Annotated in this window: 19 protein-coding genes; 5 read left to right on the top strand and 14 right to left on the bottom strand. The window is 72.6% G+C overall.

Annotation, left to right across the window (positions count from 1 at the left end):
- Positions 1-319: 319 nt before the first annotated feature.
- Genes ACIBI5_RS19180 through ACIBI5_RS19150 form a run of 7 tightly spaced genes read right to left on the bottom strand, consistent with a single transcriptional unit; the run spans position 320 to position 10513 of the window.
- Positions 320-1033, bottom strand: a complete 714-nt coding sequence (locus ACIBI5_RS19180; RefSeq protein ID WP_397248434.1) for a PIG-L family deacetylase — start codon at positions 1031-1033, stop codon at positions 320-322.
- Entirely contained in the window at positions 1033-2166 is a 1134-nt protein-coding gene (locus ACIBI5_RS19175; protein ID WP_397248432.1) for a hypothetical protein, read from the bottom strand. The genes ACIBI5_RS19180 and ACIBI5_RS19175 overlap by 1 nt, the downstream gene beginning before the upstream one ends.
- Positions 2167-2190: 24 nt before the next feature.
- Positions 2191-2844: a DUF6875 domain-containing protein gene (locus ACIBI5_RS19170; RefSeq protein ID WP_397248430.1), complete on the bottom strand. Its 654-nt coding sequence runs from the start codon at positions 2842-2844 to the stop codon at positions 2191-2193.
- A 3-nt stretch (positions 2845-2847) separates the two neighbouring features.
- A complete protein-coding gene (locus ACIBI5_RS19165) occupies positions 2848-4077 on the bottom strand; it encodes an FAD-dependent oxidoreductase (protein WP_397248428.1) in 1230 nt (409 codons plus the stop codon).
- A complete protein-coding gene (locus ACIBI5_RS19160; protein WP_397248426.1) occupies positions 4074-5057 on the bottom strand; it encodes a methyltransferase in 984 nt (327 codons plus the stop codon). Before ACIBI5_RS19160 ends, ACIBI5_RS19165 begins: the two co-directional genes overlap by 4 nt.
- Before the next feature lie 43 nt (positions 5058-5100).
- Positions 5101-6411: an MFS transporter gene (locus ACIBI5_RS19155; RefSeq protein ID WP_397248424.1), complete on the bottom strand. Its 1311-nt coding sequence runs from the start codon at positions 6409-6411 to the stop codon at positions 5101-5103.
- Entirely contained in the window at positions 6404-10513 is a 4110-nt protein-coding gene (locus ACIBI5_RS19150; RefSeq protein WP_397248422.1) for a thioester reductase domain-containing protein, read from the bottom strand. The genes ACIBI5_RS19155 and ACIBI5_RS19150 overlap by 8 nt, the downstream gene beginning before the upstream one ends.
- A gap of 114 nt (positions 10514-10627) precedes the next feature.
- On the opposite strand from ACIBI5_RS19150, the gene ACIBI5_RS19145 reads away from it, so the two are divergent.
- Positions 10628-12136: a glycoside hydrolase family 3 protein gene (locus ACIBI5_RS19145; protein WP_397248420.1), complete on the top strand. Its 1509-nt coding sequence runs from the start codon at positions 10628-10630 to the stop codon at positions 12134-12136.
- Here the strand turns inward: ACIBI5_RS19145 and ACIBI5_RS19140 are convergent.
- Complete coding sequence (locus ACIBI5_RS19140; RefSeq protein WP_397249137.1) at positions 12126-13304, bottom strand: ROK family protein; 1179 nt, start codon at positions 13302-13304, stop codon at positions 12126-12128. The genes ACIBI5_RS19145 and ACIBI5_RS19140 overlap by 11 nt on opposite strands.
- An 89-nt stretch (positions 13305-13393) precedes the next feature.
- On the opposite strand from ACIBI5_RS19140, the gene ACIBI5_RS19135 reads away from it, so the two are divergent.
- The gene (locus ACIBI5_RS19135; RefSeq protein WP_397248418.1) at positions 13394-15169 is read left to right on the top strand and encodes an endonuclease/exonuclease/phosphatase family protein; all 1776 of its coding nucleotides are present in this window, start codon (positions 13394-13396) and stop codon (positions 15167-15169) included.
- Positions 15170-15177: 8 nt separating this feature from the next.
- Positions 15178-15627, top strand: coding sequence for an RrF2 family transcriptional regulator (locus tag ACIBI5_RS19130; protein WP_397248416.1), 450 nt, complete (start codon positions 15178-15180; stop codon positions 15625-15627).
- On the opposite strand, the gene ACIBI5_RS19125 is transcribed toward ACIBI5_RS19130, so the two are convergent.
- A complete protein-coding gene (locus ACIBI5_RS19125; RefSeq protein WP_397248414.1) occupies positions 15598-16836 on the bottom strand; it encodes an MFS transporter in 1239 nt (412 codons plus the stop codon). The two genes, ACIBI5_RS19130 and ACIBI5_RS19125, sit on opposite strands and share 30 nt — an antisense overlap.
- 82 nt (positions 16837-16918) lie before the next feature.
- Between ACIBI5_RS19125 and ACIBI5_RS19120 the strand changes: the two genes are divergently transcribed.
- Positions 16919-17506: a TetR/AcrR family transcriptional regulator gene (locus tag ACIBI5_RS19120; RefSeq protein WP_397248412.1), complete on the top strand. Its 588-nt coding sequence runs from the start codon at positions 16919-16921 to the stop codon at positions 17504-17506.
- A complete protein-coding gene (locus tag ACIBI5_RS19115; protein ID WP_397248410.1) occupies positions 17493-18266 on the top strand; it encodes a DNA-formamidopyrimidine glycosylase family protein in 774 nt (257 codons plus the stop codon). Before ACIBI5_RS19120 ends, ACIBI5_RS19115 begins: the two co-directional genes overlap by 14 nt.
- Here the strand turns inward: ACIBI5_RS19115 and ACIBI5_RS19110 are convergent.
- The 5 genes from ACIBI5_RS19110 to ACIBI5_RS19090 all read right to left on the bottom strand — a co-directional run bounded on the left by ACIBI5_RS19110 (position 18263) and on the right by ACIBI5_RS19090 (position 22149).
- Entirely contained in the window at positions 18263-18619 is a 357-nt protein-coding gene (locus ACIBI5_RS19110) for a helix-turn-helix domain-containing protein (RefSeq protein WP_184966807.1), read from the bottom strand. The genes ACIBI5_RS19115 and ACIBI5_RS19110 overlap by 4 nt on opposite strands.
- A gap of 256 nt (positions 18620-18875) precedes the next feature.
- On the bottom strand, positions 18876-19373 hold the full coding sequence (locus ACIBI5_RS19105) for a CinA family protein (RefSeq protein ID WP_397248408.1): 498 nt from the start codon (positions 19371-19373) through the stop codon (positions 18876-18878).
- On the bottom strand, positions 19370-19942 hold the full coding sequence (gene pgsA, locus ACIBI5_RS19100; RefSeq protein WP_379625429.1) for a CDP-diacylglycerol--glycerol-3-phosphate 3-phosphatidyltransferase: 573 nt from the start codon (positions 19940-19942) through the stop codon (positions 19370-19372). The genes ACIBI5_RS19105 and pgsA overlap by 4 nt, the downstream gene beginning before the upstream one ends.
- The gene (gene rimO, locus ACIBI5_RS19095; RefSeq protein ID WP_397248407.1) at positions 19939-21342 is read right to left on the bottom strand and encodes a 30S ribosomal protein S12 methylthiotransferase RimO; all 1404 of its coding nucleotides are present in this window, start codon (positions 21340-21342) and stop codon (positions 19939-19941) included. The genes pgsA and rimO overlap by 4 nt, the downstream gene beginning before the upstream one ends.
- A 36-nt stretch (positions 21343-21378) precedes the next feature.
- A complete protein-coding gene (locus ACIBI5_RS19090; protein ID WP_397248405.1) occupies positions 21379-22149 on the bottom strand; it encodes a helix-turn-helix domain-containing protein in 771 nt (256 codons plus the stop codon).
- Between the last annotated feature and the right edge of the window lie 2 nt (positions 22150-22151).

Genomic DNA, 22151 nt, shown 5'->3' with positions numbered 1-22151 from the left:
TCCCCACCAACGCCTGCGGCAGCCGCCACCCCAGCGGCGCCATCTACGGTGACGCCTCCGCCTGTGGCGACGGCGGTGGCCATGGCCCCAGCCATCCCAGTCTGTCGAGAAGCCGACATTCGCCATGATTCCCCTCCTCATGAACAAGCTCCCTCTGACGGGAGCCCCTATATGCCGACAAATCGACGCTAACACCGCATAAGTCACATATAAGGAGATAAAGGGAGTATTGGTGCGTTCTTGGCGTGCAGCCCCTCAAGCCCAAATCCGCATGGGAACGATCGGTGGAAAGTATCTTGAGGCCTTGGCATTACCGAGGTCAGAAGCGAGCCGCCCAGACCAGTTCGTGCATAAGGGGCCCCGGCATCGCCAGCACCTCCCCGAAATCGGTGGCCAGCGGCGCCAGCTGGGAGGCGTAAGCCAGCACCGCCCGGCGCTTGGCCACCCACGCCTCGCCCTTCAGCGACGGCGCGCGGCAGGGCGCGATGGCACAGGACAACGCCCTGATCGGCGCGCCCGCCCGGGGATGCTCGGCCAGCGCGCCCGCCGCCGCCTCGGTGCCCCACTCGGGCACGACCGAGGCGTACGGCAGGTCGGCGTAGATCCACGGCGCGGGCAGCCCTGCCCCGGCCAGGGTGTCGAGCGCCTGGTCGCGTACCTGGGCGTGGTCGGCGTTGCCGATGCCCATCGGGATCAGGATCCTGGTGGCCGCGCCGGCGTGGGCGCGCAGGAATTCGGCCAGGCCGGCCAGCCGTACGCCGTTGGCGGGCAGATCCGGGTTGTCCAGGACGAGCTGCTCGACGCCGAGCAGGTCGCACGCCCTGGCGTCCTCGGCCCGTCGCTCGCGGGCGGCCTCAGCGGCCGAGGTGAACCCGCACAACCGCTCCCACGCCGACGGCGCGCGGCCGTTCGGCGGCGCGCCGCCGAACACGGTCACGAACACCGCCGGGCGGGGCAGCGCGTTGAGCAGCCCCGACACCGACAGCGCGGCGTCGTCGAAGTGTGGCGAGAGCACAATCGTGCGAAAGCTCACTATCTGGCTCCGTTTCGCGTCAGCGCCAATCCCCGGCTGCCGCGTTTTCGGACGTAGGCCAGGCCGTCGCAGACCTGTTCGAGGGCGGGCGGGGCCAGTTCGCGGCGTTCGGCGACCCGCCAGACGTCCTGCTCGCGCACCCATGGCCAGATCGTGTCGGCCATGCGCTCCTCGGCCAGCGAGATGAGCAGGACCTCCGCGGGCAGATCGTGCAGCACGTCGAGGTCCTGCCCGTAGTACAGCATCTCGCCGAGCAGGTAGACCTTGGCCGGCCAGCGGCGGTGCGCGGCCAGGTCCTCCAGGCTGTCGGGCAGCGCCGCCACGCCGTGCTCGCGTTCCAGGCGGTCGCGGAAGAGCGGATTGGGCTCGGCCGCGCGCACCTCATACCCCTTGGCCAGCAGCCGCGCGGTCAGCGCCCCCTGGCAGGCGCCGACCTCGACCACCGGCCCGTCCTCCGGCACGCACCAGCGCGCCACCCACGCCGCCGTGGCGTCCAGACGGGCCATCTCGTACGGCGAGCCGCGAAACTCCCACGGGTCGTCGGCCAGCGCGGCGTCCTCCCCGAGGCTGGCCGTGAGCGCGTAGAGCCGGTCGGCCCGCCCGGCGTCCACCCGGAAGAACCGCTCCACCGAGGGCACCCGATCGGTGGTGACCAGCCGCTCGGCCACCCGGCTCGCCAGCAGCGCGGCGCCGTGCCGTACCACGAACTCGATCTTCGCGGCCACCTCGGCCGGGGTGAGCGCGGCGGCCTGGTCGGCGAGCACCTGCAGGTGCGCGCTGTCACCCGCCGAGCAGAGCGCCGCGCCCGCGCTCCGCGCCACGGTCCATCCGTGGCGCGCCCGCCGCATGCGGTGGTCGGCGGGCGAGTGGGTCCACACCACCGGGGCGCGCAGGGCGGCCAGGGCTTCGGCCACCTGCTCGGGTGTGGGCGGGGCGGCGGTGTTGCGGCCGGGCTCGACGTACGGCGCGAGCAGGCCGAGCCGCTCGCGCAAGGGCAGTCCGCCCGGCAGGACGAGCGCCGCGGCAGGCACCCCGACCAGCACGTGGACGTCGTCGTCCGGGTGCCGGGTCAGGACGGAGACGAACTCCAGGGCGACGTCCTCGGCATGCAGGACGGCCAGGACAGGCAGCATGGTGGTTTCCCCCGTGAAGTGGTGTCAGCCGGGCCGGATCGCGGCGATGGCCTCGCGCAGCGCCGCCGGCGGGCGGTCGCCGAAACGCTCCAGGTAGGCGGCGGTCTGCTTGGGATCGTCCTTGAGGAACGGGAAGTCGCTGGCGACCATGTGCCGGATCGCCAGCAGCGGCACCGGGCTGCCGAGCGGCCTGAAGTCGGGGTTCCAGAGTCCCGCCTTGGGCGGCGGCCCAGGGTAGAACTCGCCGATCATCAGCCCGGCCTCCACATACTCCTGCTTGAGCTGGAGCTGCGCGGCGTCGATCAGGTCGGCCGCGCGGGCGTGGGGCAGGTCGGGCACCAGCACCAGGATCGTACGGAACTGCGGCGAGACGCCGGCGGGCGCCACCAGCCGCTGGAACCAGGAGCGGTATCCGGCCAGCAGGCCCGACAGCTCCTCCACGGTCGGCTCGCCGGGGCAGACGGCCAGGTAGAAGGTGCCCCGGTCGAGGGAGGTCTGGGCGTAGGGGCAGACGGGGCCTTTCCTGCCGAGGGACGGATGGGGCCGGGTCAGGTACGCGCGCGCCCAGTCGACGATGGCGCGCAGCGGCTTGCCGTACATCTTGACCAGGTCGGAGTCCCCGTCGAGGTCGGCCACTTCGATGAGCGCGCGAGTGGGGTCGGTGGGATCCGTGAGCATGGTTTAGCGGACCTTCCTGGCGAGCATGGCGACGGCGGCGAGTCCCGCGGCGCCCGCCGCGGCCCAGCGCAGGACGGCGTCCTGCCGCTTGGCCTTGGCGAGCGCGTCCGCGTAGGGCGTGGTGGTGTGGGAGACCATGGTGTAGAGGGGAACCCAGCGGCCGGGGAAGATCCTCGCCAACGTCAGATCGGCGCGCTTGCGCGCGTGGTGGAGCGGCGAGCGGACCCGCTCGCGCAGCTCGACGAAGTTCTGCCTGGACAGCTCGTCCAGGACGTCGGTGTGCGGCCGGCGCCGGTGCTCGAACTCGGCGAAGGCGGCGGCCAGGTCGTCGGGATGCTCGTCCAGGCAGGCGTCGAGCACGGTGCAGTCTTCGAGCGCGGAGTTCATGCCCTGACCGTAGAAGGGGTAGACGGCGTGGGCGGCGTCACCGATCAGCACGACCTGGCCCTCGTGGTGCCACGGCGCGGTGCGGATCGAGACGAGATGGCCGACGGGGCGCTCGGCGAACTCCTTGGCCAGGTCGGGGATGAGCGCGAGCGCGTCGGGGAAGCGGTCGGCGAAGAACGCCTCCGGGTCGGTGATGGCGGCGAGCTTGTCGTAGGGCAGGAAGAGGGTGGCGGTGGCGGAGCCGTCCAGGTTCGGGTGGGTGACGATGAGCCCGTCGTCGCCGCCGGGCCACACGTGCAGCGCCTCGTGGTGGCTGGGCATCCTGGGGATGGTCAGCTCTTTGTACCCCCAGGGCAGGTACTCCTGGCGGAAGTCGGCGCGGGCGCCGCGGTGCATGAGCGTCCTGACCGTGGAGAACGCGCCGTCGGCGCCCACGACCGCGTCCGCCTCCGGCAGGGCGCTCAGGGTGGTGTCGAAGTGGAAGGCCACGCCGGCCGCGTCGGCCTGGTTGACCAGGCTGATGACCAGGTCGCGGCGGCGGATCGAGTGCAGGATCTCCGTCTGGCGGTTGCCGTAGGGATGGAAGGCGACCTTGCCGTCGGGCGCGTGTACGGCCCGGCCGCGCATGGGCACGGTCAGCGGCTGGATCTCGGCCATGAGCCCGACGTCGGTGAGCGCCCGCATGCCGCGGGCCGACAGGCCGAGGTTGATCGAGCGGCCCTCTTCGTCGTCGTAGCGGCGCGGGTCCGGCCGGCGTTCGTAGACCTCGACCTGGTGGCCGCGCCTGACCAGGTAGCAGGCGAGCAGGCTGCCCGCGGGCCCCGCCCCCACGATCGCGATCTTCACTGCGCCTCCCGCCGCGCCACGAGCAGTTCGTCGGTGCCCGGCGCCGACAGCGGCAGGCGCTCGACGCCGCTCAGCCCGGCCGCCGAGGCCCAGCCGGCGACCTCGTCGAAGGTGTACAGACGGCCGCCCTGGGTGGCGGCGAGGTTGAGGCTGAAGCCGCCCAGCAAGGCGGTGTCGTGCGCCCTCGCGCCGTCCGGCGGGTCGGCGAAGGGTTCCAGGACGAGCAGGACGCCGCCGGGCCGCAGCGCGCGGGCCGCACGGGCGACCAGGTCGGCGCCGGCCTCGGGGTCGAGGCCGTGCACGACGTTGAACAGCAGCACGGCGTCGTGGCTGCCGTCGATGGGGTCGGCCAGGTCGCCGGGGACGAGCTGGATCCGCTCGGCCAGCCCGGCCTCATCGACGTGGGCGCGGCCCTGCGTGAGCGCGCCGGGCAGGTCGACGACGGTCGCGGTCAGCTCGGGCGCGGCGCGGCAGAAGGCGATGCTGTAGATCGCGTGCCCGCCGCCGATGTCGAGGAGGCTGCCGCCGATCTCCGGGGCGGCCTCGACCACCGCGGGGGCCAGCATTCCGGCCAGCCCCGCCAGCATCGTCTGGAAGTCGCGCACCCGGTCGGGGCTGCGCTCCAGCCAGGGGTAGAACGGCTCGGGCGGGCGCCCGGTGCGTACCGCGTCCTCCAGCCCTTGCCACAGCTCGCCGAGCAGGTCGTGCCAGACGGCCAGGGTGGGCGCGAACCCGCCGTCGGCGTTGCGGTCGAGCCACGGGCTGGCGGGCGGGCCCGCCGTATAGAGGTCACCCGACTTGCGCAGGTAGCCGAAGCCCACGAGCGCGTCGAGCAGAACGGTCAGAGGCTCACCGGGCAGGCCGAGCTTCGCCGCCACGCCCGCGGCGGACTGCGGGCCGGCGCCCAGAACCTCGAAGAGGCCGAGCCGCTGGGCGGTCCCTGCCGCGCGGAAGGCCATGGCGCCGATCAGGTCGAGCATGGCGCCAGGGCCTTGGTTCAGATCACGAAAGGAATGAAGTACGTCAGGATCTAGATAGAGCGGCATCCGAGGGCTCCTCGATGTCGGGCAGTTCCGTCTCCACCCGGCGCAGGCGCGGCTGGAGGTAGGCCAGAGGCGCGAGCACGAGCAGCCCGGCCCCGGCGATCAAGAAGATGAAGGCGATCCCGCGGCCGGGACCGGTGCCGATCAGCGCCCCCACGCTGTCGGCCAGCGCGCCGCCGGGCGCGAGCATCGGCTCGAAGACCCGGTCGGCCAGCGGCCCCGCGGCCAGGTAGGTCAGGACGGTGGCGGCCTGGGTGACCATGCGGACCGCGCTGAGCACGCGGCCCAGCTCGTTCGGCGCGGTCTTGAGCTGGATGACGGTGATCCCGGTCCCCTGCACGAACGGCAGCGTGAACAGGAACGCGGGGGCGACCACGGCGATCAGCCAGGGCGACGGGCTCAGGCTGTGGGCGGCCAGCAGCACGCCGCCCGCGACCATGAAGACGAGCATGCCGCGCACCCGCTGTTTCGGGCCGCCCCAGGCGCTCATCACGAGCCCGCCGGCGAAGATCCCCCCGCCGCCCGCGGCCATGAGCACGCCGAGCACGGCGGCCGAGCCGAAGGACAGGATGAGCGGCTGGACGAGCACGCCGGCGATGCCGAAGAACAGGTTGTAGGCGGCGAGCAGGACGACCAGCCAGAACAGTCCTCGCCTGGTTCGCAGGTAGGACAGGCCGAAGGCCAGGTCGCGCAGCCACGGCTCGGCCGGTTTGCCCTCGCCGGGCCGGGTCACGGCCTTCGGCAGGGGCACCAGGTGGAGCACCACCCGGGAGATCAGGAAGGCCGCCAGGTCGATGACGACCACTCCGGTGAGTCCGACGGCGACCAGCAGCGTGCCGGCCAGCAGCGGCGAGGCGATGCGGACGGCGTCGGCCACCTGCATCATGCCGTTGGCCCTGCCGAGCTGTTCCTTCGGCACCAGCAGGGGCATCATCGAGTGGTAGGCGGCCATCTGCGCGGTGCCGAAGACGGCGCCGACGGCGGTGACGAGGTAGATGTGCCAGACCTGCAGCCCGCCGGTGGCCAGCAGCACCGCCAGGGCGCCGGTGGTCAGCGCGGCGCCCAGGTCGGCGCCCATCATGAGCTTGCGCCGGTCCCAGCGGTCGGCCAGCGAGCCGACCAGCGGCGCGAAGACCACCTCCGGCAGGATCGCGCAGAGCGTGATCGTGACGAACTGGGTGGCGGAGCCGGTCTGCTGGAAGACCCAGACACCCAGCACGAAGCCGGTGATGCTGGAGGTGATGATCGACAGCAGCTGGGAGGACCAGATGATGACGAAGGTCCTAGGCACGACATCCTCCCGGGAGTGTTCCGGAGTCGATCAGGTCGTCGAGGTAGGCGTCGAGCAGGGCGGGCGCGGGCGGGCACACCAGCCCCGCCTGGGCGAGCCTGGCCTCGGTGGCCGAGCAGTCGAAGCGCGGGCGGTGTTCGTCCCCGTGCGCGTCGCCGTACTCGGCGAAGTAGGCGGGGAAGGCGGCGACCGGCAGCTCCTCGCCCTTCTCCAGCCGCTCGCGCACCTCCGCCCGCCACTCCGACGCGGGTGACAGGGCCACGGCGACGCCGTGCGCGACCATGCCGTCCGCGAGCTGGGCCGAGCTGAGCGTGCCCGGGTTGTAGTAGTGGAAGTCGCCTTCGGCTCCGCTCCTGGCCAGGTGGCCGATGGCCGCCGCGACATGGTCCACGGGGGCCATGTCGAGATGTTCGCCGTCGGGAACCGTGCCGAGCAGCGCGCACGTGGCCAGGAACCTGGCCAGGAAGTCGTTCTTTGGCACCTTCCCGGTACGGCTGTCGCCCGAGATCCGCGCCGGCCGGTGGATCGCCACCGGCAGCCCCGCCTCCCTGGCCGCGGCGGCCAGCCGGTCGGCCACCCACTTGCTCTGGTCGTAGCCGAGGTGCAGGTGTTCGGGGTCGGGCAGCAGGTCGCCCTCACGCACCACCCGCTCCCCCGGCGCCAGGTAGACGCCGAGCGTGGAGACCAGGTGCACGGGCGTGGCCGAGCGGGCGGCCAGGCGCAGGATCGCCAGCGTGCCGTCCACGTTGGCGGCCTTGAGCCGGGCGTAGGGGCGGGTGAAGTCGACGGCGCCGCCGTTGTGCAGGATCAGGTCCATCTCGCGGGCGGGCCTGATCGGCCCGGTGGCCAGATCACCGGGTTCGGGGACGATCCTGTCGGTGAACTCCTCCTGCCACAGGCCGTGCGCTTCGAGGTTGCGGCGCAGGCGGTCGGCGGGGGCGGCGCCCCTGACCAGGCAGTGGACGGTCGCCGTCGAGCGGGTCAGCAGATCGGCGAGGAGGTGGGCGCCGAGGAAGCCGGTGGCGCCGGTGAGCAGGACCCGGCCGGGTTCGCGGCGGGGGCGGGCGGGGACCACGGCGTAGTCGGCCGGCAGGACGGCGTCGCCGTACAGGCCGGGCGGGGCGGTGGCGGGGGCGTGGCCGTCGAGGGCGGCGGCGAGCTCGGCCAGGTCGGCGCAGGCGAAGAAGACGGGCAGTTCGACGCGGACGCCGGTGGCGTCGGCGAGGCGGGTGACGGTGCGCGGGGTGAGCAGGGAGTGGCCGCCGAGGTCGAAGAAGTTGTCGCGGCGGCCGGCGCGGACACCGAGCACCTCCTCCCAGACGGCGGCGACGGTCTCCTCGGTGGGGGTGCGCGGGCTCTCGTAGGCGACGGCGGCGATCTCGGGCTGGGGCAGCGCGCGGAAGTCGATCTTGCCGTGCGCGGTGAGCGGCAGGGCGTCCAGCGCGACGGCGGCGGCGGGCACCATGGCGGGTGGCAGCCGGTCGGCGAGGAAGGCGCGTAAGTCGGCGGTGGAGGGCGGGTTGCCGGTCAGGTAGGCGACCAGCCGGCCGCCCGCGGCGGTCACCACCGCCTCGCGGACGCCGGAGTGGGCGAGGCAGGCGCTCTCGACCTCGCCGGGTTCGATCCGGACGCCGTTGATCTTGAGCTGGCGGTCGGTGCGGCCGAGGAAGTCGAGCGTGCCGTCGGCGTGGCGGCGGACGAGGTCGCCGGTGGCGTACATGGTGGCGCCGGGCAGGAACGGGTCGGGCTGGAAGCGGGCGGCGGTCTGCTCGGGGCGTCCGAGGTAGCCGCGGGCCACGCACTCGCCGCCCAGGTGGAGCTCGCCCGGCACGCCGACCGGCGTGGGCCGGCCGTGCCGGTCCAGCACGTACGCGCGCACGTGCGGCAGAGCCGTGCCGATCGGCAGATGGGTGCGGCCGGTGAGCTCGCCCCCGTCGACGGTCCGGTAGACGGTCGCGCAGACCGTGGCCTCGGTGGGTCCGTAGTGGTTGTAGAAGGCGACCCGGCCGCCGGTGAGCGTGGCCCACGCGCGCAGCCGGTCCAGCGGGACGCTCTCGCCGCCGACCATCATGGTGGTGAGCGGGCCGGTGTTCACGGGGCCGTGGCCGGTCAGGTCCTCCACCCACTGCTGCCACAGGGCGCTGGCGGTGTCGACCATGGTGATGCCGAGCCGTTCGCACAGCGCGAGCACCGCGGGGCCGCCGAGCGAGGCGGGGTCGGGGTGCAGGACGAGCGCGGCGCCGCTGACCAGCGCGGGGAAGATGTCGCCGACCGAGGCGTCGAAGCTCAGCGGCGGCACCATGAGCACGCGCTGGCCGGGGCCGAAGCCGTGCGCGTCGCGGAAGGACATGGCCAGGCGCGCGGCGGTGCGGTGCTCGACGACGACGCCCTTGGGCGTGCCGGTCGAGCCGGAGGTGTAGATCACGTAGGCGGCGCCGGGTTCGCTCGCGCCGCCGGGCAGCCGCTCCACGCCCGTCTCGGAGATCACCGCGGCGCAGCCGTCCAGCATGAGCCGGGTCCTGGCCTCCGGCTGGGCCGGATCGACCGGCACGTACGCCGCGCCCGCCTTGAGCACGGCCAGCAGCGCCACGATCGCCTCGGGCCCGGCGCGCATCCTGATACCGACCAGCTCTCCCGGCGCGACGGCGAGTTCCTCCGCCAGCAGGCCGGCCCGCCGGTCGAGCTCGGCGTACGACAGCAGGTTCTCCTCGGTCACCACGGCCGGCGCGTCGGGGGTGCGGGCGACCTGCTGGGCGATGAGCCCGTCGAGCCGGTCGGGCAGCACCAGCGCCAGTTCGGCGGCGGTGAGCATCCGCAGCTCGCTCAGCCGCTCGCCGGGCCGCTCCACCATCTCCTCCAGCAGCCGCCGCAGGTGCGCGGCCATCCGCTCGACGGTGGCGGGTTCGAACAGCTCGCTGCCGTAGGTGAGCATGAACTGCAGGTGGCTCTCGTAGACGACGACGTCGACGGCCAGGTCGAACTTGGCAGGGGCCAGCCCCGAGATGACCGGGGTGCGCTCCAGCCCGGCGAGCGTGAGGCTGCCAGTGCCGTCCGTCAGTCCTTCGTCCGGGTTGTCGAGGTTGAGCATGGCCTGGATGAGGGTGCCGTCCTCGCCCTGCCGGCGTAACGCGGCGACCACCTCGTCGAAGGGCACCTCCCGGTGCGCGAACGACTTCAGCACCCTGCGGCGCACCCGCTTGATCAGGTCGCGCACGGTCGGGTCGCCGGCCAGGTCGGCGCGCAGCGCGAGCGTGTTCACGAACGGGCCGAAGACCTGCTCGAAGTCGACGTCCTCGCGCCCGGCGACGGGGATGCCGACGCAGAAGTCCTCCTGACCCGAGTACCGGGCCAGCAGGGTCTGGAAGGCCGCCAGCAGCACCATGAACGGCGTGCACCGCTCGGCCCTGGCCAGCGCCGTCACCCGCGTCCAGAGCTCGGCGGGCATGCGGTGGATGACCAGGTCACCGGCGCCGGTGGGCGCGGCCGGGCGCGAGTGGTCGGCGGGCAGGTCCAGCGCGGGCACGCCGCCCAGGTCGGCGGTCCAGAAGTCGAGATGCGCGCCGTGGTCCTGCTCGCGCTGGCGCCGGGCATAGTCCGAGTACGGCGGCGCCACCGGCAGTTCCGGCGCCGGTCCGCCCGAGGCGTGGGCCGCGTACAGGGCCGACAGCTCGGGGAACAGGATCCGCTCCAGCGACCAGGCGTCGCCGATGATGTGGTGCAGCACGAACACCAGCACGTGCTCCCGCTCGCCGACGCGCAGCAGGCTCACTCTGGCCAGCGGGCCCGCGGCCAGGTCGAAGGGGCGGTTGGAGCGTTCGGACAGCAGGGCGGGCAGGTCGGCCTCGGTGGCGTCGAGCAGTTCGACGGGGACGGGGGCGGCGGGGCGCACCACGGCGGAGGGGACGCCCTCTGCCTCGGGAAAGACGGTTCGCAGCGCCTCGTGGCGGGTGGCCAGGTCGGTGAAGGCACGCTCCAGGGCGGCGACGTTCAGGGGGCCGGTCAGCCGCTCCGCGACGGCGATGTTGTAGGACGAACCTCCGCTGGAGAGGCGGTCGAGGAACCACAGGCGCTCCTGCGCCCTCGACATGACCGCACTGTGCATGAAGACCTCTCCTTGAGCACCATTTGGGAGGTTCACAAACTCTTAGGAAACTTTCCTATTTATTAGCCGAGTTTGATGCTATACACAGGTGATGACCACAGACAAGGACTTGGCATGACGTCATGGGTGAGCTCGCGGAACGCCGAGAGTTCCGCGCTGGCCGGGCTTGCCGACGCCGTGCTGCAACCCGGATTCAAGGGCACGACTCTGCCCGATTGGGTCCGCAAACGCCTTGCGACCGGCTTAGGCGGCATCGCCCTCTATTCGCGAAATTTGGTAGAAAAAGGACAGATAGAGGCACTTACGGCGGCAATCCGGGCGGAGAATCCGGACGTGATCCTCGCGCTCGACGAGGAAGGCGGCGACGTCACCCGCCTGGAGGCCTTCACCGGCAGCTCGCGGCCCGGCAACCTGGCGCTCGGCGCGGCCGACGACCTCGTGCTGACCCGGGGCGTCGCCCAGGGCATCGGGCGCGACCTCGCGCGCGCGGGCGTGAACCTCAACTACGCGCCGGTCGTGGACATCGACGCGGGCCTGGACAACCCCGTGGTCGGCACCCGCGCCTTCGGCGCCGACCCCGAGCTCGTCGCCCGGCACGCCGCGGCCTGGGTCACCGGCCTGCAGGCGGCGGGCGTGGCCGGGTGCGCCAAGCACTTTCCCGGCCACGGCGCCACCGCCGTCGACTCCCATGACGCGCTGCCCACCGTCGAGCTGCCCGCCGAGGAACTCGCCGTCACCGCCCTCGTCCCCTACAGGGCCGTCATCGCCGCGGGCGTCAAGGCGATCATGACGGGCCACCTGCTGGTGCCCGCGTACGACGCCGGCGCCCCTGCCACGGTCAGCGCGCCCATCATGATGCGGCTGCTCCGCGAGGAACTGGGCTTCGAGGGCCTGATCGTCACCGACGGCATCGAGATGCCCGCCGTCTCGGCCGCGTACGGGCTCGGGGGCACCGCCGTACGGGCGCTGGCCGCCGGGGCCGACGCGCTCTGCGTGGGCGGGGAGAACGCCACGCCCGGCGTGGTCGGGCTCCTGCGCAACAGCATCATGGCCGCCGTCAACGACGGCACCCTGCCCGAGGAGCGCCTGGCCGAGGCCGCCGCCCGCGTCCGGTCCGTCTCCGCGTGGGCCGCCCGCCACCGCGACCCCTTCCCCCGGCTGCCCGGCGACGACGGCTCGGAGGCCGCCGCGCGACGCGCGCTGCGCGTGAGCGTCCGGCGTCCGCCCGCCGGATCGGGCCCGCCGCACGTGATCGAGCTGGACGCCCCCACCAACCTCGCCATCGACCCGGTCACCCCCTGGGGCCTGGGCGTCCCCCTGTCCCGCCTGCTCCCCGGCACCACCGTGCTGCGGCTGAGCGCCCCGGGCGCCGCCGAGCTGGACGAGGCGGTGCGCGCGGGCGCCGGGCGCCCCCTGGTGATCGTCCTCAGGACCGCCTACCGCCACGCCCACCTGACCGGCGCGGCCGACCGCGTCCTGGCCCGCGTCCCCGACGCCGTCGTGGCCGAGCTCGGCGTGCCGGGCGAGCAGGTGCCAGGCGCCGTGCACGTGGCGACGTCCGGCGGGACCACGCTGTGCTGCGAGGTCGCCGCCGAGGCCCTGGCGAACCTGCTCAGGAACTGAGCAGTTCCTCCCTGGCCTGGTCGAGCGCGGCCAGCACCGCGCCACGCAGCACCGGGTTCTGCTCCATCGTGCTGGTGACGACCTGCGGCCGGACGGGGCAGATCCGCGCCACCGCCTCCTCCACCCGCGAGGTCAGGGCCGCGCCGCCCGCGTGGCCCACCTCGCCGGCCAGCACCACCAGCCCCGGGTCGAGGATCACGCACACGGCCGCCACGCCGAGGGCCAGGCGATGGGCCAGCTCGTCGAGCAGCGGGTCGCCCCGCTCCCCCGCCGCCACGGCCACCCGGACCGCCTCGCCGGCCGAGGCGGCGGCGAAGCCGTACCCCTTGGCGAGCTCGGCGACCACTTCGGCGCTGACGAGCGACTGCAGGCCGCCCGCCAGCGTGGGCAGGCGGCCGGGCACGGCGTGGATGTCCTGGGGCAGCGGCACGCCCGGCACGGCGAGGTAGCCGATCTCGCCCGCGCTGCCCGAGCGGCCGCGGTGGAGCTTGCCGCCGAGCATGACCGCGAGGCCGAGGCCGCGGCTGGCCCACAGCAGCACGAAGTCGTCGATGCCCTGCGCCGCGCCGTCGGAACGCTCGGCGATCGCGGCGAGGTTGACGTCGTTCTCGATCGTGACCTCGCGCTTGAGGTCGCCGGCCAGCGCCTCGTGGATGCCCTCGTGCCAGCCGGGCAGGTCGAAGGAGAAGCGCACGTCGCCGCTGCGCGGGTCGACCACGCCGGGCGTGCCGATCACGACGCCGCGCAGCTTGGCCAGGCTGACCTTCGCGCTGCGGCAGGCCTTGACGATCGCGCCGTGCACGACCGGCACGGGGTCGTCGTGGCCGTTGGGGTCGACGCTGACCTCCGCGATCGTGCGGCCGTGGATGTCGGCGATCACGGTGGAGATGAGCTCCGGCCCGACCTCCAGCCCCGCCACGAACGCGCTTGAGGACACCACCGAATAAAGGGCGGCATTGGGCCCGCGCCCGCCGCCCTGCGTGCCGACGACCTCGACCAGCCCCCGCTCCTCCAGTCTGGAGAGCGTCTGCGAGGCCGTCACCTTGGACAACCCCGTCAGATCGCCGATCTGGCCCCGCGTCATGGGGCCGGTGGCCAGCAACAGGTCGAGCGCGGCCCGGTCGTTGATCTCTCTCAGCAACCTGGGCACACCAGGACGTCGCTCCACGCTGTATCCCACCGTCATTCAGTCAAGGTTGTTGGAAGTTTAGCGCTCCAGCTCTTGCGAATCATCGCAGGCGAACACGAGGATGGCTCATGACCATCCCCCGCGGCCCGCTCCTGCTCGGGCTGGGCGTCACTTTGCTCTTCGATGTGCTGCGTGTCTTCCTGCCCTCGTTGATCACGCTCTTCGGCCGCGCGGGCGAGACGCCACCCGAGCTGATGGGACTCTACGCCGCCGTATGGTTCATTCTGCCCTTCCTCGCCGTTCTGGTCAGGCCGAGGTGGGCTCTCGCGGGTGGCGCGGTCGCGCTCGTGCTGGCCCGCCTGCTGCTCCAGGCCGAGATCTCGCAGCTCTACGTCGCCTCGGCGGGCGTCAGCGCCGGTCTCGTCTTCCTGTACGGCAGCGCCCGCACCATGCCCAGATCCTGGGCCGCCCCCGGCGTCATGGGCGGCCTGGCCCTGTCGTTCACCGTCCACTTCCTGCTGGACGGCGTCGACCTGGTCTGGCGCGACGGCCCGGTCGCCTGGCTGGCGACCGCCACGCTGTGCGCCGCGTTCCTAGCCCTGACCTGGAGCTTCCGCCCTTCGGACGCCGATCCGGCCCCGTGGTCGGTGTGGTTCCTGGCGGGCCCGGTGATGCTGGTCGCCGGCATGTCGGCCACCGCGCAACGTACCGGCTCGGGTCCGGGCGGCGGCTGGCTGTGGGTGATGCCCGTGGTGCTGGCGCTGGTCTTCTCCCCCTACCTGGCCACCCGGCCGCCGCGCTCGTCCTGGAGCGCGATCGCCTTCGGCGTGTTGTGCGTGGCGGGCACGGTGTTCCTGCAGCCTTGGGCCGTCGTGGCCGGCGCCGCCGTGCTGATGGCGGTGCCCGGCGGCCCGTCCAGGCGGCCCGGCGCGGCCGTGCTGAGCGGCGGGCTCGTGTTCTTCGTGGGGTTGTTCGTCTACTACGCCGCCTACGACATGAACCTGGGCTTCCCCAACCGGGTCGTGCCCGTCGTGGCGGGCCTGCTGATCGCCGGCGTGGCATTGTCGGCATATTACCGGCACCGTCCGCCGCCTTACGCCCTCGGCCGCATCTGGCCGCTCAGCGCCGCCGCGGTCGTGGTGGCGCTGCTGGCGGGCGCGACGGCCTACCAGCCGGAGCCGGCCGTACAGGCCAAGCAGGGTGACACGCTCAAGCTCATCGCCTACAACATCCGCATGGGCTTCGGCCTCGACGGCCGCCTCTCGCTCGACCGGATCGCCTCCTGGGCCGCCGCGCGCAAGCCCGACATCGTCCTGCTCAGCGAGGTGGATCGCGGCTGGCTGCTCAACGGCGGCCACGACGACCTGGCCCGCATCGCCCGCGGCCTCGGCATGAGCTACTACTTCGCCCCGGCAGCCGACGAGCTGTGGGGCGACGCTCTCCTGACCAACCTGCCCGTCGGCGCGCTGACCTCGCACAAGCTGGGCGGGCACGACTACCCCACCGGCGCCCAGGCCCAGACGTTCACGGTCGAGGTGGGCGGCAAGGAGGTGGGCGTCGTCAACACCCACCTGCAGGCGCCCGAAGGCCAGGCGCCCGAGGTGGCGGCCATCGTCCGCGGCCTGCGCGCGGGCGGGCGGCCCGTGGTCCTGGCCGGAGACCTCAACCTCCGGCGCGGCGACCCGGGCATGCGTGTGCTGGAGTCGGCGGGCCTGACGGACCCGCTGGTCGCGCTCGGCGACCCGCCCACCTCACCGGCCGACGCGCCGAAGGAACGCATCGACCACGTGCTCGTCAGCGAGGGTCTCACGGTCGTGTCGGCGGAGGTGCCGCCCCTGCCGCACTCCGACCACCTGCCCGTTTTGGTGGTCCTGCGCATAACCAGTGTTGACCACCAGGGATAATCGACAACATGCGCCTTTCCGCTCGTGTCGACTACGCCCTCCGTGCCGCCGCCGAACTCGCCGCGGCCGGGGCCGGCCCCACCACCGTGGGCGAGCTCGCCAAGGAGCAGGACATGCCGCCCAAGTACCTGGAGAACATCCTGCTCCAGATGCGCCGCGCCGGGCTGGTGCGCGGCCAGCGCGGCCCGGAGGGCGGCTACGTCCTGGCCCGCCCGGCCGGCGAGATCAGCCTCGCCGACGTCATCAGGGCGGTCGACGGCCCCCTCGCCAACGTGCGGGGCGAGCGCCCCGAGCACGTCGGCTACCGGGGGCCCGCCGAATCGCTTCAGGCCGTCTGGATCGCGCTGCGGGCCACCGAACGCGCCATCCTCGAAGAGGTGACGCTCGACCAGGTGGCCACCGGCACCCTGCCCGAGCGGGTCCGCCAGCTAGCCGCCGACCCCGCCGCCTGGGACTGACCCCGGGACCTGCGCCGGGCCTGGGCCCGGATCGTGGCCTGGATCGGGGTCGGGCCCCCGGCTCGCGCCGCGGGCCGCCGCCCGGAGCAGCAGCAGCGCGGCCAGCTCGACGATCGCCGCGGCGGCCGGGAGCACGGCGCTGCCCCATGCCTCCAGGAGCAGGCCGCCGAGCGCGCCGCCGCCGGACACGCCCACGTAGACCGCGCTGCTGTTGAGCGCGAGCGCCTGCGGGCCGGCCGTACCCGCGAGAGCCAGCAGCCGTGTCTGGGCGGGCGGCGGGATCCACCACGAGACGCCCGCCCACACCGCCAGCAGCGGCAGCAGCGCGAGCAGCGGCACCGGCCGGACGAGCCAGCACGCGGTGAAGGCCGCCATGACGGCGGTGAAGCCGCCGACGCCCACCAGCAGCGCCCGGTCGGCGCCCCACTTGTCGGCCGCCCGGCCTCCGAGCTGCCCGCCGGCGAGCCCGGCCACCCCGGCGAGTACGAAGATCCAGCCCAGCTCCGCCGCCGACACCCCGGCGAGGTCGCGCAGGTAGGGGGCCAGGTAGGTGAGCACCATCATGCTGCCCATCACGATCGCGACGATGCCTAGGAGTCCGAGCAGCACGGGCCGCCTGGCCAGCGGGCGCAGCCGCTCGGCGATCGGCATCGCCGGCGTCGGCGGCAGCTCGGGCAGCGTCCAGCGCACGGCCACCAGCGCGACGACGCCCAGCGCGCCCCCGAGCCCGAACGTGGCCTGCCAGCCGAAGGCGCCGCCGACCCAGGTCCCGATCGGTACGCCCAGCGCGAGCGAGCCGGTCAGCCCGCCCATCACCAGGGCCAGGTACCGCCCGCCGCGTCCCTCCGGCGCGAGCGCGGTGGCGATGGCGTAGGCGGCGGGCACCACCGCGGCGGCGGCCAGCGCGGCCAGCACCCGCAGGCCCATGAGCAGCGCGTACGACTCGGTGAAGGCGGCGGCCCAGTTGGCGGCCACGAACACCAGCAGCGCCCAGGTGACCAGCCCTCTGCGCGACCAGCGCGCGGTCACCACCGAGGCCACCGGCGCCCCGAGCGCGAAGGCCAGCGAGAACACGGTCACCAGCTGGCCGGCCGCCGCTTCGCTGACTCCGAGGTCGGCGGCGATGGCGGGCAGCACACCGGCGATGACGTAATCGTCGGTGGCGAAGGCGAACGTGGTGAACATCAGCGCGAACAACCACGCGGGCATGACTCTCCCCTCGATAAAGGTAACACTCGTTACCCATATAAGGTAACGAGTGTCACCCCACCCGCGTCAAAGGGAAATCCGGATGGCCAGGACGCCCGACCCGCAGCGCCGCTCCGAGCTGCTCGACCAGATCGTCGACTACCTCGCCGACCACGGCCTGTCCACGCTGTCCATGCGGCCGCTGGCCGAGCATCTGGGCAAGTCCACGCGCGTACTGACCCATCACTTCTCCGACAAGGAAGAGCTCCTGTCGGCCACCATGCGCCGCCTCGACGAGCGTCACCGCGCCTGGCTGCGCTCCCTGCCGGGATGGGAGGGCGGCGACAGCGTCGGCACGATCGTGCGCCGCACCTGGGACTGGCAGCTGCGGGAGGAGAACCTGCCCGTCGCCCGCCTCATCCACGAGATCGAGGGCCTGGTCGCGGGCGGCCGCCTGGCCGGGCACGTGCCGGAGCTGCTGTCGGACCGCTCCGCCTTCGTCGCCGGGCTGCTGCGCGAGCGGGGCGTACCGGAGAAGGACGCCCGGCGCATCTCCACGCTGGTCAACTCCGCCTACACCGGCCTGCAGCTCGACTTCCTGACCACCGGCGAGCGCGAGCGCGTGGAGGGCGCGCTCGACCAGCTCACCACGATGCTGGACGCGTGGGTGGCCGAACATGCCCGAGGGTGACGCCGTCTACCGCACCGCCGCCCGGCTGCGCGAGGCGCTCGACGGGCGCGTGCTGACGCGCACGGACTTCCGCGTGCCGCGCCACGCCACCGCCGACCTGTCCGGCCGCACGGTCCTCACCACGGCCTCGTACGGCAAGCACCTGCTCACCAGAGTCGAAGGCGGCCTGACCGTGCACACGCACCTGCGCATGGACGGGAGCTGGCGGATCATGGAACCGGGCCGCCGCCTGCCACCCGGCGACCAGGTACGCCTCGTGCTGGCCACCGCGGAACACCAGGCCGTGGGCCTCAAACTCGGCATGGTGGACCTGGTCAAGGACGAGCGCCAGATCATCGGGCATCTGGGCCCGGACCTGCTCGGAGAGGGATGGGACGCGGCGGAGGCGGTCAGCCGGCTGCGCGCGCGACCGGAGAGAAGCATCGGAGAGGCGCTGCTGGATCAGCGCAATCTCGCGGGCATCGGGACGATCTACCGGGCCGAGACACTCTTCCTGCGCGGCGTGTGGCCATGGCGGAAGGTCGGCGAGATCGAGAGTCTGGACAGCCTGGTCTCGCTGGCGCAGCGCTTGCTGGACGCCAACAAAACACACGCGGGCACGGTGACCACAGGCGACCGCCGTCCGGGCAACCAGACGTGGGTCTACGGCAGGGCCGGGCGACCCTGTCGCCGATGCGGCACCCGCATCAGCCGCGGGGAGATGGGGGCACAACCACAGGAACGCCTGATCCTGTGGTGCGGGAACTGCCAGCCGCGCTAGGCGGCCACCATGTCCTTCACCTCGGGGAACACCGAATCGGAGATCGAACCGGGGACCGACTCGGAAAGGGGCAGACGCTCGTGCTCGGGCGCGTCGGCGAGAACGGGAGCAGCCTGGAGTTCGGCCAGCGCGAACTGGTCGGACACCTCACGAAGCACCTGCGACAACGGCACACCCAAGGCACCGCAGATCGAGGCGAGCAGCTCCGACGATGCTTCCTTCTGCCCACGCTCGACCTCGGACAGGTATCCGAGCGAGACACGCGCAAGCGTCGACACTTCCCGAAGGGTGCGACCCTGACGCACCCGCAGCCGCCGCAACACGTCACCGAGCAGCTGACGCAGCAGAATCATCTGTCGCTCCCTCCCCGGCGCGGATGTCGGCACCACGCCTCGCGCGATCGGACTCTTCTTCTTGGGTTCGTACATACTCCTCGCCGTCATCATCGGGCGTCGCCGCTGCGTCGCACGTGGCTTGTCAGGCCCGCCGGCCGGGCGCTCAATGCTTGCTGATGGCTCACGGACCTCACTCACAGCTCCACCGTACCCGTATCCACCGACACCGCGTCAGACCGTGCTTGGCATGTTCGCTGGGGACGTAACACGGTAATCACCCGGAATGTTCCCCATTGCTCCGCTTCAGCACACCTGCGAGGAGATCGACAGCCTCGTCCACCGTCCTTACCCGGATCTCCTGCCTCGACCCTCCCCGCTCCAGATTTCGCCGCCAAACCTGGTCACCAGGTCCGCTCACGGCGATGTGCACGGTGCCCACGGGCTTGCCGTCCTGCGGGTCGGGTCCGGCCACGCCCGTCACGGCCAGGCCGTAGGTGGCACCGCACAGCTTCGCCGCGCCCCGGGCCATCGCCGCCGCCACCTCGGGGTGCACGGCGCCCTCCCGCCGCAGAAGATCCTCCGGTACGGCCAGCAGCGCCCGCTTCAGATCCGTGGCATAGGCGATCACCCCGCCACGGAACGCCCTGGAGGCCCCCGGCACGCCGGTGAACGCCGAACCCAGCAGCCCACCGGTCAGCGACTCGGCCACGGCCAGGGTCGCGGACTGGCGTACCAGGAGATCGAGGGCCTCGGCGGCGCGGCCGGCGCTCACTCGCCCCGCACCCGCCTGGCCACGCCGCGCAGCCGGATCGCCCGGAACACGTAGTCGACGCCCGTGCCCACGGTGACCACCACCGCCGCCCCCATCACCACCCAGCGCACCGGGTCGGAGCCCCAGGGCAGGATGTACAGGACGATCGCGGCTATCTGCAGCACCGTCTTGACCTTGCCGCCGTAGCTGGCCGGGATGACCGCGTGGCGCAGCAGGACCAGCCGCAGCAGCGTGATGCCGAGTTCACGGCCGAGGATCACGATCGTGACCCACCAGCCCAGCTCGCCCAGCACCGACAGGCTCACCAGCGCCGCCCCGGTCAGCGCCTTGTCGGCGATCGGGTCGGCGATCTTGCCGAAGTCGGTGATCAGGCCGTAGCGTCTGGCCAGCTCTCCGTCGAGATGGTCGGTGATCGAGGCCACCGCGAACACCCCGAGCGCGGCCAGCCGCCAGCCCATGCCGGGCAGGAAGAGGCAGACAACGAAGAAAGGGACGAGCACCATCCGGACGACCGTGAGGACGTTGGCGATGTTCCACGGGCTGACCACCCGGCGCTCGTCCTTCGTCATGGACCGGCCTTGATACGCGCGATCAGGTCGACCCCCTCGGCGTCGACCGCGACCGCGCGCACGATCTGGCCCGGCACCAGGCCGATGCCCTGAACCGTCACGGAACCATCCACCTCGGGGCCCTGGTGGGCCGCGCGGCCCTCGTAGCCGCCGTCGCCGAGGTCTTCTTCGATGAGCACGTCGAGCTCGGTGCCGATGCGCTCCTCCGCGCGCTGCGCGGTCAGCTCCTCGGCCAGCTCGGTCAGCGTCCGCACCCGCTCGTCGACGACGTCCTGGGCGAGCTTGCCCGGCAGCGAGGCCGCCTCGGTGCCGTCCTCGTCGGAGTAGCCGAAGACGCCGATCACGTCGAGCCTGGCCGCCTCAAGGAAGCCCACCAGCTCGCCGAACTCCTCCTCGGTCTCGCCGGGGAAGCCCACGATGAAGTTGGAGCGCACGCCCGCCTCCGGCGCCTTGTCGCGGACGGCGTCCAGGAGCTCCAGGAAGCGCCTGGGGTCGCCGAAGCGGCGCATCCGGCGCAGCACCGAGCCGCTGGCGTGCTGGAAGGACAGGTCGAAGTAGGGCGCGATGCCCTCGGTGCCGGAGAGCACGTCGATGAGGCCGGGGCGCAGCTCGGCGGGCTGCAGGTAGCTGGCCCGCACCCGCTCGATGCCCTCGGTCGCGGCCAGCTTGGGCAGCAGCTTCTCCAGCGCGCGCAGGTCGCCGAGGTCCTTGCCGTAGGACGTGGAGTTCTCGCTCACGAGCACGAGCTCGCGGACCCCGCGATGGGCCAGCCAGTCGGCCTCGGCCAGCAGCTCCTGCGGGTCGCGCGAGACATAGGCGCCGCGGAAGGCCGGGATCGCGCAGAACGAGCAGCGGCGGTCGCAACCCGAGGCCAGCTTCAGCGAGGCGACCGGGCTCTCGTCGAGCCGCCTGCGCAGCACCCTCGGCCCGCTGGCCGGCGCCAGCCCCTCGGGCAGGTCGCCGTGACCTGGGATGGCGGATTTGGGCGCGCTGGCACGATCCACCGGCGAGATGGGCAGCAGGGTACGGCGGTCGCGTGGCGTGTGCGGCGTCAGCGACCTGCCGTCGAGCACGTCGTCGAGGCGCTCGCCGATCTCGGCGTAGTCGTCGAAGGAGATGACCGCGCTCGCCTCGGGCAGAGCCTCGGCCAGCTCCTTGCCGTAGCGCTCGGCCATACATCCGGCCGCGACCACCTTCGCGCCGGAGTCGGCGGCGGCCAGCAGCGTGTCGATCGAGTCCTTCTTCGCAGAATCGATGAAGCCGCACGTATTGACGACGACGACATCGGGGTCGTCGTCACCGAGCTGCCAACCGGCAGCCTCGATGCGCGCGGCGAGCTCTTCGGAGTCGACCTCGTTGCGCGCGCAGCCCAGGGTGATCAGCGATACGGACTTTGACATGGTGAACACTACGGTATCGGGAGTTGGCCACTACCTTCACCGTGGCCGGGGTGCAGATGGCCCGAACGAGCGCCGCACCGTCTCCCCACGCCCGCCGGGCTGGCCCAGATCCTTGCCGTTGACCTGCAGCAAGACCGCTCCGGCATCGCCGAAGAGCAGCTTCATCTGAGTCGGTGCCCGCCACGTCGAGCTCTTGCCCGCCACCAGTGTCCCGGCGAACAGCTTGCGCCCCTTCGCGTCCCGCACGTTCAGATAGGACGAGCGCTTCGCCTCCACCTTCACCACGACAAGATCCTTCATCGCGGGTACGGCCGGCGCCGGCTTCTTCGGCACCGGCGGCGGCTCGGTGAACGGCGTGTTGGGCGGCACGCTGGGCGCGGCCGAGACCGGCGTGACGTCGGCGACCCGCGTCTCCCCCGACCCGCCCATCACCCGCACGACCCCGAACACCACCACGATCGCCAGCGCCACCCCCAGCGCCATCGTCCAGTTGGGCCCGCGCCGCTCGCGCAGCTTCACCCGGCGGTCGGCCTGGAAGATCGTGGCCGCCCGCACCGGCATCGGCACGCCGCCGTGATGCTCGTCATAGAGGTGGACCATGGCCTCGGGATCGAGGCCGACCGCCCTGGCTATCGCCTTGATGTGCCCCCTGGCGTAGAAGTCGCCCCCGCACAGGGAGAAGTCATCGCGTTCTATCGCGTAGATCAGCGCCTCGCGCACGCGCGTGGTCGCGCTGAGCTGACCTACCGTCAGCCCCGATGCCCGTCTGGCCGCCGCCAGCGTGGACCCAATGCTCTGCTCCTGCACGG

Source organism: Nonomuraea sp. NPDC050540 (genome assembly GCF_044457485.1).
Taxonomy (GTDB): domain Bacteria; phylum Actinomycetota; class Actinomycetes; order Streptosporangiales; family Streptosporangiaceae; genus Nonomuraea.
This window is presented reverse-complemented; position numbering and strand designations above follow the sequence as displayed.

Coding starts and splice junctions, on each gene's coding strand:
- ACIBI5_RS19125 (WP_397248414.1), bottom strand. CDS start 16,836: ATGCCCGCGTGGTTGTTCGCGCTGATGTTCACCACGTTCGCCTTCGCC.
- ACIBI5_RS19160 (WP_397248426.1), bottom strand. CDS start 5,057: ATGCTCGACCTGATCGGCGCCATGGCCTTCCGCGCGGCAGGGACCGCC.
- ACIBI5_RS19135 (WP_397248418.1), top strand. CDS start 13,394: ATGACCATCCCCCGCGGCCCGCTCCTGCTCGGGCTGGGCGTCACTTTG.
- ACIBI5_RS19115 (WP_397248410.1), top strand. CDS start 17,493: ATGCCCGAGGGTGACGCCGTCTACCGCACCGCCGCCCGGCTGCGCGAG.
- ACIBI5_RS19170 (WP_397248430.1), bottom strand. CDS start 2,844: ATGCTCACGGATCCCACCGACCCCACTCGCGCGCTCATCGAAGTGGCC.
- ACIBI5_RS19110 (WP_184966807.1), bottom strand. CDS start 18,619: ATGATTCTGCTGCGTCAGCTGCTCGGTGACGTGTTGCGGCGGCTGCGG.
- ACIBI5_RS19175 (WP_397248432.1), bottom strand. CDS start 2,166: ATGCTGCCTGTCCTGGCCGTCCTGCATGCCGAGGACGTCGCCCTGGAG.
- ACIBI5_RS19150 (WP_397248422.1), bottom strand. CDS start 10,513: ATGCACAGTGCGGTCATGTCGAGGGCGCAGGAGCGCCTGTGGTTCCTC.
- ACIBI5_RS19120 (WP_397248412.1), top strand. CDS start 16,919: ATGGCCAGGACGCCCGACCCGCAGCGCCGCTCCGAGCTGCTCGACCAG.
- ACIBI5_RS19145 (WP_397248420.1), top strand. CDS start 10,628: ATGACGTCATGGGTGAGCTCGCGGAACGCCGAGAGTTCCGCGCTGGCC.
- pgsA (WP_379625429.1), bottom strand. CDS start 19,942: ATGACGAAGGACGAGCGCCGGGTGGTCAGCCCGTGGAACATCGCCAAC.
- ACIBI5_RS19130 (WP_397248416.1), top strand. CDS start 15,178: ATGCGCCTTTCCGCTCGTGTCGACTACGCCCTCCGTGCCGCCGCCGAA.
- rimO (WP_397248407.1), bottom strand. CDS start 21,342: ATGTCAAAGTCCGTATCGCTGATCACCCTGGGCTGCGCGCGCAACGAG.